10 protein-coding genes are annotated in these 12,295 nt (G+C 41.6%); 4 read left to right on the forward strand and 6 right to left on the reverse strand.

What is annotated here, in order from left to right; all coding sequences use genetic code 11:
• Positions 1–72: 72 nt before the first annotated feature.
• From BMY70_RS20925 to BMY70_RS20935, 3 genes are read right to left on the reverse strand one after another with little or no spacing between them, the layout of a single operon-like run.
• The gene (locus BMY70_RS20925; RefSeq protein ID WP_090338223.1) at positions 73–1,173 is read right to left on the reverse strand and encodes a carboxylate-amine ligase; all 1,101 of its coding nucleotides are present in this window, start codon (positions 1,171–1,173) and stop codon (positions 73–75) included.
• A gap of 30 nt (positions 1,174–1,203) precedes the next feature.
• Positions 1,204–2,529: an ATP-grasp domain-containing protein gene (locus BMY70_RS20930; protein ID WP_229209714.1), complete on the reverse strand. Its 1,326-nt coding sequence runs from the start codon at positions 2,527–2,529 to the stop codon at positions 1,204–1,206.
• Between the two features lie 39 nt (positions 2,530–2,568).
• Positions 2,569–3,276, reverse strand: a complete 708-nt coding sequence (locus BMY70_RS20935) for an esterase family protein (protein ID WP_090338224.1) — start codon at positions 3,274–3,276, stop codon at positions 2,569–2,571.
• A gap of 306 nt (positions 3,277–3,582) precedes the next feature.
• Here BMY70_RS20935 and BMY70_RS20940 point away from each other — a divergent pair, with 306 nt between their 5' ends.
• Positions 3,583–4,365 (forward strand): alpha/beta hydrolase, encoded by a 783-nt coding sequence (locus BMY70_RS20940; protein WP_090338348.1) that lies wholly within the window; start codon positions 3,583–3,585, stop codon positions 4,363–4,365.
• Between the two features lie 36 nt (positions 4,366–4,401).
• Here BMY70_RS20940 and BMY70_RS20945 read toward each other — a convergent pair whose 3' ends face one another.
• Positions 4,402–5,421, reverse strand: a complete 1,020-nt coding sequence (locus BMY70_RS20945) for an acyl-CoA reductase (protein WP_177197086.1) — start codon at positions 5,419–5,421, stop codon at positions 4,402–4,404.
• Between the two features lie 132 nt (positions 5,422–5,553).
• Here BMY70_RS20945 and BMY70_RS20950 point away from each other — a divergent pair, with 132 nt between their 5' ends.
• The 3 genes from BMY70_RS20950 to BMY70_RS20960 all read left to right on the forward strand — a co-directional run bounded on the left by BMY70_RS20950 (position 5,554) and on the right by BMY70_RS20960 (position 8,845).
• Positions 5,554–5,901, forward strand: coding sequence for a 4Fe-4S binding protein (locus tag BMY70_RS20950; protein ID WP_090338225.1), 348 nt, complete (start codon positions 5,554–5,556; stop codon positions 5,899–5,901).
• 347 nt (positions 5,902–6,248) lie between these two features.
• Positions 6,249–7,475 carry a porin gene (locus BMY70_RS20955; RefSeq protein WP_229209715.1) on the forward strand — a complete coding sequence of 409 codons (1,227 nt, stop codon included), beginning with the start codon at positions 6,249–6,251 and terminating at the stop codon, positions 7,473–7,475.
• Between the two features lie 50 nt (positions 7,476–7,525).
• Positions 7,526–8,845, forward strand: a complete 1,320-nt coding sequence (locus BMY70_RS20960) for an ammonium transporter (protein WP_090338227.1) — start codon at positions 7,526–7,528, stop codon at positions 8,843–8,845.
• Positions 8,846–8,994: 149 nt separating this feature from the next.
• Here the strand turns inward: BMY70_RS20960 and mtaB are convergent, their stop codons facing one another.
• Entirely contained in the window at positions 8,995–10,323 is a 1,329-nt protein-coding gene (gene mtaB, locus BMY70_RS20965; protein WP_090338228.1) for a tRNA (N(6)-L-threonylcarbamoyladenosine(37)-C(2))-methylthiotransferase MtaB, read from the reverse strand.
• A gap of 39 nt (positions 10,324–10,362) precedes the next feature.
• Positions 10,363–12,201, reverse strand: coding sequence for an LTA synthase family protein (locus tag BMY70_RS20970; protein ID WP_090338229.1), 1,839 nt, complete (start codon positions 12,199–12,201; stop codon positions 10,363–10,365).
• Positions 12,202–12,295 lie beyond the last annotated feature (94 nt).

Here is a 12,295-nt window from a genome sequence, read left to right on the forward strand (position 1 = left end):
AAAAGAAGAATTCTCTTCGCACAGGCAAGAAAAGAATTCTTCTTAGTTACAGAAAAATCGAAGATCCGGTTCTTAAATAATTCCGATTTTCGTCTCGGAAACAATGTAGTCGACTACCGCTTTCAGGTCATTGGTTTGCTCAAAAACTGCCAGCTGTCTGTCTGCTCCTGTGCCCATTTCCAGGATCTGGTGAATATATTCTATTTCTTGACGACTTCCGAGTTCATCTACGACGTCGTCAATAAATTCGAGCAGCTCAACCACGAGCAGCTTGTATTCAACTTCTTCCTGTTTTCCGAAATCAATCAATTTCCCCTGTATGCCGTAACGGGCAGCCCGCCATTTATTTTCGTTGATCAGCATGCGGTGATATGGGCGAAAACTTAAATTCATACGATGAAGTTTGTGAATTTTTGCCACGAGAGCCTGCATGATTGCGGCCAGGCAAATCGTCTCATCCGTGCGCATGGGCACATCACACATCCTGAACTCGATCGTATTAAAAAATGGATGAAGCCTGATGTCCCACCAGATCTTTTTCCCGTTATCGATACATTTAGTTTTAACCAGCAGGTTGACATATTCGTCGTACTCGGCCGCGCTTGAAAAATAGTCAGGAATACCAGTTCTGGGAAATTTATCAAAAACTTTTGAGCGATAGGATTTAAAACCGGTGTTACGACCGCACCAGAAAGGTGAATTAGTAGAAAGTGCGTAAATGTGCGGTAAAAAATAACGGACCGCATTCATTATCTCAATACCTTCATTCCGGTTTTCTATTCCCACATGGACATGCAGACCAAAAATTAAATTGCCACGCGCAACATCCCGCATCTCGTCGATAATTTCGTCATATCTGGGATCGGGCGTGATCAATTGTTCGACCCAATCGGCGAAAGGATGTGTTCCGGCTGCCGCAACCTGCAAATTCTGCTTCGCTGCAAGATCCAGTATCATCTTTCGCAGGTAGGTAACTTCCTCTCTTGCTTCCTGGATATTATGACAAATGTTAGTACCAACTTCCACCACCGCCTGGTGCATTTCAGCTTTTACCCGCTCTTTCAGCGTTATTTTCCCGTCCTCAACCAATTTGGACATGTGGGAACGCAGATTTCTTGTATCAGGATCGATTGTTTGAAATTCTTCTTCAATACCGAGTGTGAAAGTCGCCATACAATGGAGCTTGGGTTAAAATTGTTAGCCTTATTTTTTCTTCGGTGCCTTTGTGCCTGCTTTCTTTGCCGACTCCGGCGCCGGAGTTTTAGGTGTACCCGCTTTTTTTGCGGGAGCAGGGGCAATAGCTTTTGTTTCAGCCGCTTTTTTGGCCGGTGCTTTTTCTTTGGCTTTCACGGGAGCAGGCGCTATTGGCTTAGGCTCCTCCTTTTTCTCTGCCGAAGGTTTTTTTGGTATATCCTCAAAGGGAACCGGTGCTGGTGCTCCAGCTTTTGTAGTAGCAGCTGGTTTTTTCGTTTCCGTGGCTGGCGCTTTAGCCGGTGCAGCTTTTTTAGGCGCTGCTTTTTTAAGTTCAACTGGTTCGGCGACCTGAATTTCAGCCGACGGTTTCGGAGCGCTCGCGACAACAGAAACAGAATCTTTGACAAAGGTTCCCCACGTAAGATTCGTCTGACCTGGCTTATGCTGTTTTGCTCTCTCGATGGCCATATTGGCAGCAGCTTCTACAACCCATTCAAAATTATCTGCACCTACCGAATTTACATCCGCATCCGGCGCAGGATTACAGAAATCGATAGCAATTGGAATTCCATCGCGAACGGCGAATTCTACGGTATTGAAATCGTATCCCAGTGCGATATTAAGTTTTAGCGTATAATCTTTTACAGTCGCAAGAAGTTTTTCAGCTTCCTCGCCCTGCGCTTTAATTTCCGACGCATAACGAAGGTGGTGCGGATTTCTTGGTTCATAAGGCATAATCAAAACATCCTTTTGACCGATGCAATAACACCTGAAATAATCTGTAAACTGAATTTCCTCTTGCAGCATCATGATCAGCTGGCCAGTTTCCTCATGTTTTCTCCACATATCGTGCGGATCATTTACCTGGTAAACACTTTTCCAGCCGCCACCGTCGTGCGGTTTCATATAGGCAGGAAAGCCGATATATCTAAACATTTCCTCCCAGGCCAGTGGAAAAGCGAGGTTTCGAAAGGAGGTTTCGGAAGTATCTGTCGGACGCTCCTTTGAAGGGATAAGAACTGTCTTTGGAACAGGAACACCGATTTTTTCTGCAAGTGCGTTATTGAAAAATTTCTCGTCTGCGCTCCACCAGAATGGATTGTTTATTACGGCTGTTCCGCTAAGTGCAGCATTTTTAAGATATGCTCTGTAAAACGGAACGTCCTGAGATATTCTGTCAATAATTACTGCATATTCTGTCGGATCTGCCTGAACAACTTTTTCTATGGTAACGGCTTCTGCAACAATTCCTTTTTCACCTTTGCTGTTTACACGATCTATAAATGCTTGTGGAAAAGTATTTTCCATTCCGTAAAGTATGCCTATCTTTTTCATGATCAATTGATTGTTAATGAATTTGTTTACAGGTTGTTACTACATCATTTTACTCAAATATTCGGGGAACATTCTATTCCAAAGCGGCCAGTCATGTTTTTCCCAACCCCTGATGTCGAGCCAGTGATCAATCCCTTTGGTATTGAGAATATCGGACATCTTTATATTGCTGTTCAGGCAAATATCCCATTCAGAGGTCCCCAAGATAATTTTCATGTGATTAAATCGCCAGCTTTGTTCATTCGGCATAAAATCTACCGGGTTGCTGAAATAGACATTATCATCATAAAATCCATCCATAAAGCTTCTGACATCGAAAGCGCCGCTCATGCTGACAAGATATGCAACCGCCGATGGATGCCTGAATGCAAAATTTGCTGAATGGAATCCGCCGAAACTGCAACCAGCGACGCCGATTCTATCAACGTTACACTCATGCCTGATGTATGGGACGAGCTCCTGGTCCAGGAATTTGTCATACTGGATATGGTTCAGAACCCGTGCCTCGGGGTTGAGATGTTTGGCATACCAGGAGTCTGCGTCCATAGAATCTATACAGTAGATTTTGTATTTGCCGGATTCAACCAGTCCGCGGACCGACTCAATCAGTCCCATGTCCTTCGCCTGATAATACCGGCCAAGCGTAGTGGGGAAAAGTAGGATCGGATAGCCCCAGTTTCCAAAAACCAACATGTCGATATCACGACCGAGGTGGTGCGAATAGTACTTTATGTGCTTCTCCTCCAATATGATCTGTTTTTAGTTGTTTCTGAAATATACGAAACAAATTATAACAAGCAAATTATAGTGAAAAGAGGTTTTTGACATAACTGGAATGTGTTTTTTGAGTTTTCTTTTAATAGTTATAAAACGAAGACATTGATTTTTGATCTCATTTTGTATGAAAAAACTGAGGTATGTTAAAATTATTTCCTCCGTTGATCAGAGTGTTAAAAATCACTGAATTTCGTCGATTTTTATAAGATTCACATTTACATTATCTTGCAGTTTTATTTTGATATAATTGTTTTGCTTTCATCCGATCCTCAACTTTTGTCCATCGAACAAAGTATTTCTTCTTTGTTTCTTCTCCGGGAAGTTCATGTTTCTGTCAGGTTGCCGCTGCATTATAATGACGCCGGTATTTATCCGTTGTTACTGATCAACGACGGGCAGGATTTTGAACGATTAAACCTGAATACGATCCTGACTGACTTACAAAAAGAGGGAATTATTGATCCGGTAATTGTTGTCGGGATTCATGCCGGCGCCGATCGCTTGCAGGAATACGGGACAGCGTACAAACCGGATTATGCAAACCGGGGGAGCAAAGCCGGAAATACCACCGATTTTATCCTGAAAGAATTACTTCCCTTTCTGGAGAAACATTATGCTTTTGACAATGCTGACATTTCATATGCCGGTTTTTCGCTCGGCGGATTGATGGCTCTGGATATCGCCTGGAATCACGATGCAATTTTTTCAAAAACAGGTATTTTCTCTGGTGCACTTTGGTGGAGGCAAAAGGCTCTCGACGCGGGCTATCGCGATGCAGATAGAATTATGCATGAGCAAATCCGTAATTTCCCGATCAAGCCCAGTTTGAAGTTTTGGTTTCAGACGGGTACCAATGACGAAACGGACGATCGTGATCAGGATGGGATTATTGATTCAATTCAGGATACTTTGGAATGTATCGCTGAATTGGAGTATAAAGGATATAAGTGGGGGACGGATATTGCTTATTGTGAAATAGCGGGAGGAGAGCATAATCCGGAAACCTGGTCGGTAGCGATGCCGGAATTTTTGAAATGGGCTTTCGGTAAGAACAAATAATGATAAGTGAAAGGAGAAACTCCCCTCACTCATTTGTTATAAGTTTGTCAGGAACGCCATCGTGTCAACTGAATCTGCATAATCTGAAATTTCAGGCTGCTGTGTTTTTCCATAGGGAACCGTATTTGGGATCGCCTCAGCACTACTCACGATACATTGAATTTTCTCAGCATTTTCGGTCAGATACTGTTTTACGGTATCAAGCTCTTCATAAGTCTCATAATGTACAACACTGATGGGAGACACTGTCGCTGCGCTTTCCGTTAACATTAAAAAGCCGTTATCGTAGTGTGGTACGCCGTTAATCAGCAAAATGGACTTGTTGTATTCGTAATTGTTAAAATACTTATGATGGTTAAGATACAGTTTATCAGCGGATTGTATGGCTTCGAAAAACTTGGTAAAATCATATCCTTTCGGCACAAACAGCTTGGAAACGTTGCGGCATCCCAGCCCGTAGTACTGTAACATATCCTTTCCCAGTGCAGTCAGTTCCTCATCGGTTTCCAGGCCGGTAATGACTGCAAGCGAAGTCCTGTTTTTACGAATAACATTGGGTTTCTTCGAAAAATAATAATGAAAATAGCGTGCAGTATTGTCGCTTCCGGTAGCAATGTATGCGTCAGAATCGTTTAGTCTTTCAACAAAATTTATGTAATCCGCATAAGCCGGCTCGATTTCTACCAATTTTTTCAGCAGCGCAGGGATAAGGACCGGATCGTCAGAGCTGGTTTTTGCCAGCAAAGTATGCCCCGTGATTAACACGCAAAGTACATCGTGAAAACCGACGGCTGGAATATTCCCTGCCATGATAACCCCGATTTTTTGTGGTGATCTGACTTCCGGATACTGATTTAACCAGGGAAGAATTTTCTCTTCAGCAAGAAACTTTTCACCGATGGCTTTTAAGGATTCAATCGTATTTTCAGGCGTAAACCAGTTGTTTTTTCTGTATGCAGCAGTTGCCAGTTCTTCCAGATAATCTGCATTCAGAGGATCTGTGAGAAATTTTCCCAGATTAATAAAGGCATTTATTCGTTGATTTCTTGATATCATTCCAGGGTAACTAAAAATAATTAAATTTAAAAATGTGTTTTTATTTTTCTGATTGTCGGGAAACTATAAATAGTTATATTTGTTAGTCTATTAAGGAGAAAAATAGGAACAAATATAAACAATCCGGCGACTATGGCTATAATGATAACCGATGAATGCATAAATTGTGGGGCGTGCGAGCCAGAGTGCCCCAACACTGCTATTTATGAAGGAGGTGTGGAATGGACTTGGGGAGATGGAACGAGTTTGGACGAAGTGGACTTTGGTGATGGAACCGTAATTAGCGGTAAAGAAAAGCAATCACCGGTTTCTGACGAATTCTATTATATAGTAACAGATAAATGTACAGAGTGTGTCGGCTTTCATGAAGAACCTCAATGTGCGGCTGTTTGTCCGGTAGATTGCTGTGTACCTGATCCGGACAATGAAGAAGAAGAAGAGACTTTATTTGCTAAGAAAGCATGGATGCATGGTGAATAGTTAATATGTACTCGTTAAAGAAATTTGAAAGCCCGCTATCAGCGGGCTTTTTTTGTGCCCCACCTTTTTTAAATGGTAAAATTATAATAAAAAATCTTCGGCCGGTAGCATATTGACTATTAAGAATATTTTGTATATCACACCAAAAACAGAATAAATTAAAAATTCTTAATAAATGTCATTTGCCTTATTTATGTTTATATATTTATAGAAAAGAGTAAAAAAAAAGGAAAATTCAATTTTTTATGATAAAAACTGACTATTATATTTGATAAATATATTTTTAATACAATATTTGATCCAAAAATAATCCGGATAAGTAACAATAACGTAAACAGAAGAAAATTATGAAAAAGGTCTATTGTACAGTATTATCTTTAATGATCCCCTTTTTGGGTTTTAGTAAGTCGGAGTTGGATGAGGAGAAAAAAACCAAAACAACAGAAGCAAGTAAAATCGAAGAGGTCAAGGAAGGTGAAGAAGGAAAAGGATCTTTTGCGTTTTCAGGTTATCTGGATTCTTATTACATGGCTAATTTCAATAAGCCGGCATCCAGGTCGAACCTGGGTCAGGCAGGAACAGCCCGTGTATTTGATCAGAAATCAGGTCAGTTCCAATTAGGGTTGGTACAGGCAAAAGTTGCTTATACAAATTCAAAATCTGAGGCAGTTGTGGATTTGACGTTCGGTCCCAATGCAAACCTTGGAAACTATGGTAACGCTGCTTTCAATACAGCATTAGCAATCAAACAAGCATATTTTACTTACAAGTTTACAGACAAGTTCTCGATGACCGCAGGCCAGTTTGGTACGCATATCGGCTACGAGGTAATTGACGCGCCTGCTAACTTTAACTACTCACTTTCAAACTTATTCAACAACGGGCCTTTTTACCACACAGGTCTGAAAGCAACTTACGCGTTTACAGACAGAGTTTCTTTAATGGTCGGTGTTGTTAACAACGTCGATGGATTAGGAGACAATAACCGTAAAAAGGGGATTATTTCTCAATTCTTTGTTTCTCCTGCTGCAAACTGGAATGTGTATCTTAACTTTATTAATAGTAACGAAGCAAATCCTGACGAAGAAGGAGATTCTCCAAGTGCTCACTACCGCGTATTTGATGTAACAACCAGCTACCAGGTGACTGAGAAATTCCTTATCGGTCTGAATGCGGCTTACGGTTCTCAAAAAGGTGATTATCAGGGTGCTGGTGGTCCTGTTGGATCTGAATCCTGGGGCGGTGCTGCCATTTATTCAAATGTAGCTGTTTCTGATAATTTTGCAATTGGTGCTCGTTATGAGTACTTTAATAACGATAATGGCGTGAGAGGTTTGCTGGCGTATCCTGACGGAACTGAGACTGGAGACCCGGTTGGAACTCACGTAAATTCTGTAACTTTAACAGGTAACATTACTTTGGCAGACGGACATATCTTGCTAAAACCTGAATTCCGCCTGGATGCATATCCAAAAGCTGCGAACGGAAAGCTGGAGCAATTTGAAGACTCGAAAGGAGCATTCACAAAAAGCAGTCAGACAACCTTCGGTCTTGCATTTATTTACAAGTTCTAATTCATCGAATACCTTCTTAAATTATATAAAAACAATCTCTACAAAAAACAATGGAAAAACGTAATTATCTACCACTAATTATCCTGCTGGTCATTGCTCTTCTTGGAGCCTTTGTTCCCAGCGTGCCGACCAAAATTGTTACGGAAGGCTTGAATTCAGGTGATATTGCCTGGATGTTAGTATCATCCGCACTGGTACTATTAATGACGCCGGGTCTAGCTTATTTCTACGGGGGAATGGTAAACAACAAGAACGTTATCTCGACAATGCTTCAAAGCTTCATTGCAATGGGGGTTATCAGCGTTCTTTGGGTAGTTGTTGGTTTCAGTCTTGCATTTGGTGATGACTTCGGCGGATTTATCGGCGACCCTACGACTCACTTCATGTTCAAAGGTGTTTTGGATGGTCCTGCTTTCGGAACAATTCCTTTCGCTCTTTTCGCGATGTTCCAGATGAAGTTCGCTGTGATCACGCCAGCGCTTATCACAGGTTCTATGGCTGAACGTGTAAATTTCCGTTCGTATGTTCTTTTCATGATCTTGTTCTGTATCTTCGTGTATGCGCCGCTTGCTCACATGACATGGCATTCAGAAGGAATTCTTTTCAAAATGGGTGTGCTTGACTTTGCTGGTGGTACTGTTGTTCACATGTCTGCTGGCTGGGCTGCATTAGCTGGCGCGCTTTACCTGAAAAGACGTAAGTCGGTACTTGACGCGCATGTATTGCCTCCTGCAAATATTCCTTACGTTCTTTTGGGAACAGGTTTACTTTGGTTCGGATGGTTCGGTTTTAACGCTGGTTCAGCCTTGACCGCTTCTCCTTTGGCTGTTTCGGCTTTCGCTGCTACGAACACAGCTGCTGGCGCTGCCGGTTTGGCTTGGGTATTGTTTGATGTTGCAAGAGGCAAAAAAGTATCTGCTCTTGGTTTCTGTATCGGAGCGGTTGTAGGCCTTGTGGCAATCACACCAGCTGCTGGTTTCGTAACGGTTCCTTCTTCAATCTTTATCGGTGCTGTTGCAGCTTGTATCAGTAACTACGTAGCTCACCTACGCACACGTTCAACTTTGGACGATACACTTGACGTATTCCCTTGCCACGGTGTTGGCGGTATGGTTGGTATGTTGATGACAGGTATCTTTGCAACAGGCGCAGTGAACCCATTGGTAACTGATCAAGGTCTTGCTTTCGGTGAAACTACTCTGTTCATCAACCACGTGATCGCTTTGGTAGGTGTGTCTGTATTCGCTTTCGGAGGTTCGTTCCTTCTTTTGAAAATCACAGATCTTATCATGCCACTTCGCGTATCTGAGTCAGATGAAAAAGCTGGATTGGATATCAGTCAGCACGACGAATTTCTTGTAGAAGCATAAGAATTCAATCATATAAAGAAAAACACCGGACAGTATATTCTGCCCGGTGTTTTTCTTTATATGATGTTTTGTAAAATTATCCTGATAAAAAACAGGAGTGATGAACCGAGATTCTAATTGAACTGATCTGAAAATTAAAAACTAGGTAATCAGTGTGCAGGTTCGTAATGCTCAGATTCCATTACTTCCATTAAACCGGCATCATTCTGATAAATGTACTGAACCTCCTTGGTTTCGTTGATCAGCAAGGGATCATATTTAACAGCAACACGTACATAATTTTCAGTGAAACCCAGCATTTGTCCATTTTGAATTTCGTCTTCAAATAAGACAGTTCCGGTTTTACCAATCTGCTGATCGTAGAAATGTCTTTTTTTCTTCTCAGAAAGTATATGCAGCATTTTTGATCTTTCAGCTCTCTCAGATTTTGGTACAACAGGTTTGATCGTCGTAGCCAAAGTATTTTCTCTCTCAGAATATGTAAATACGTGCAGATAAGAAATATCAAGTTCGTTCAGGAATTGATAGCTTTCCAAAAACAACTCATGGGTTTCACCTGAATGTCCCACAATCACATCTACGCCAATGCAGCAATCCGGCATTAGAGACTTTATTTTTGCAACACGTTCCACATACAATTCTCTGCGATACCGGCGTCGCATTAACGACAAAACTTTATTAGAACCTGATTGTAACGGGATATGGAAATGTGGCACGAAACGTTTCGACTGCGCAACAAATTCAATTACTTCGTCTGTCAATAAATTAGGCTCAATTGACGAAATCCTGAACCTGGAAATTCCTTCTACTTCATCCAGTGCCTTGATCAGATCAATAAATGTTTCTTTTCTTTCTCCGTTCTGGATACCAAAATCGCCGATATTCACGCCCGTTAGAACAATTTCTTTCACATCTCTCGCGGCAATATCTTTCGCAGCCTTGACGATATTAGCGATACTATCCGACCGGCTTTTGCCACGCGCAAGCGGAATGGTGCAGTATGCGCACGGATAATCACATCCATCCTGCACTTTCAGGAATGTACGTGTCCGATCGTTAAGTGAGTAGGAAGTATGATAATCTACTGCATCTTCAATGGAAGAAGCTAATATTTTAGCCGTTTGATTCACCGGCTCTTTCTCAAAAGTATCCAGTAACTCGACAAGACGAAACTTTTCAGCTGCACCCAGAACAGCATCGACGCCAGGAATTTCCGCGATTTCTGCCGGTTTTAACTGCGCATAACAGCCAATGATCGCAACATATCCGTCCGCATTTATTTTCTGCGCTTCCCGGACAATCTTGCGGCATTTCTTATCTGCATTTTCAGTGACTGAGCAGGTATTGATTATAAATATATCTGGCTTGTCGTTGAATTCTACCTTTGAATACCCCTTGTCTTCAAACATTCTTCCGATCGAAGAACTTTCAGAGTAATTAAGTTTACAACCCAACGTATAAAAAGCGACTTTTTTCATAGTATTGACAATAAGGTTGCAAATTTACACCTTTTCCTTTTAACGCTTCAAATAATCACCAAAAGAAGCTTGCAAATAGGATTTTCCATATTCCGTCTCGGCAGCTTTAAGAGCCCCGCCTTTTTCCGTAATATTTCCTCCGATGTTATCCCGGACAATAAATCCGTTAGGTCTCATCCATCCAAATCCGTTAGTAAATGCAAAATAGGCGAAAGGGATACGTTTTGGCATAAAAATATCGTTGCTCCAGCTAAATGCTTTCGAAGGAAGATTTAACTGGTTTAACAAGGTAGACGCCAGGTCCGTTTGTGAGCAGAGAGAATCAACGGTAATATTCTTTTTTTCTAAAACGCCACCCAGCCATAACATCGGAATGTGGAATTCATTTGGTTTTGATGCTGGCTTTTCCGGAAGTGGGTGTCCGTGGTCCGCTAAAATCACGACCAATGTGTTTGCCCACCAGGATTTGGTTTTAGCCTGCCGGATAAAGTCCCCGATTGACTGGTCTGAATAATGATGAGCGTTCAGAAACAAATGCTCCGGATCATTACCGGGAATAACGGTCTTTACAGGTACTTCGAAAGGTTCGTGACTGCTTAATGTAAAAATCGTTGTAAAAAATGGTTGCTTTTGCTTGTCAAGATCAGCGAGCAGGCGATTTAGCACCACATGATCATGAGCTCCCCATTTCGAATTCATATCTTTTTCTTCGAAAGCATTTTTATCAACGATTGTATTAAATCCCTGTTGCAGAAAATATGTTTTCATATTGGCAAACTCCGTTTCTCCGCCGTAGTAAAAGGAAGTAGTGTAACCGGCGTTTCGAAATTCTCTCGGCAGGGACGGCAGCGAAACTGTTTTTGTCGGAATCTTGATAATAGAAGTCGTCGGCTGTGCGGGATATCCGCTCAGAATTGCAACCATACCTTTATCGCTGCGGTTGCCGCTTGCGTACATATTTGTAAACAAGATCCCATCCTTTGTAAGCGCGTCGAACTGCGGCGTTATACCTGGTACTCCATTTAACTTGGCAACGACTTTAGCGGTGAAACTTTCCCAGATAATCACAAGTACGTTTACCGGCTCTGCCCCGACTTTTATGATCTGATCATGTAAGGGATTTTGGTGATAAAATGCTGCCACCTGTTCATTCGCCTGCTTGTCTTCAAAATAGACAAATGGATTTTTCTTGTTATAACCTTCGTGAAGCACCGAGCGGCTGTAATTCCAAGGAACATTGACAGCCGCATAATTTGCAAAACTTTTATCAGAAAAGAATACAGCACTTTCGTTCATGGGGGCAAGTTGAAATCCTCCCCTGATCGGAATGATCAGCGCGCCGGCCAGAAATATGAAAAGCAAGGCTGTGAAAATCGGAGAAGATCTGTCAAAAAAAGGAATCGTCCTTTTTTGAATAGTTAGAAGTACTCTGAAAACAAGGAAATAGAGCCCTGCTAGTAACAGTAAAAGCGGGATAATCGGTGCAGCGCCCATAGAAGCAAGCGCTTCTTTGGGTGTTTTTAGGTAAATCAGTGACGATGCATCAATACGATAACCCCAGGCCCGGAATAATTCAAGATCAAAAACAGTCAGAGTAACAATGAGGAATGTAACAATTCCTGTAAACCACACCATCGTTTTTTCGTACCAGTTCCATCTTACACTTGACGCGACGATCAGTAAGGTTGGAAGCATAATAATATAACCGGCGAATGAAATATCCATTCTAAGTCCATGGAACATACTTTGTACCAATAAACTTCCGCCAAGTTCAACTGATTTCTGTGAATGATAAGCTAAAAAAAGAATACGGAAAAGCTGAAAAAACAATATCCAGCTTAAGCCGTACAAGGCAAGAAATTGAATTCTTTTAAGCATGATAGGGGACAAATAATTTGCAAAAATTCAAAAAATATCTTGAATTTGAGTGGTGTACTAATTTATAAAGTGAAAATTCAGAAAATTTCATGCA

The organism is Dyadobacter koreensis (assembly GCF_900108855.1).
Classification (GTDB): domain Bacteria; phylum Bacteroidota; class Bacteroidia; order Cytophagales; family Spirosomataceae; genus Dyadobacter; species Dyadobacter koreensis.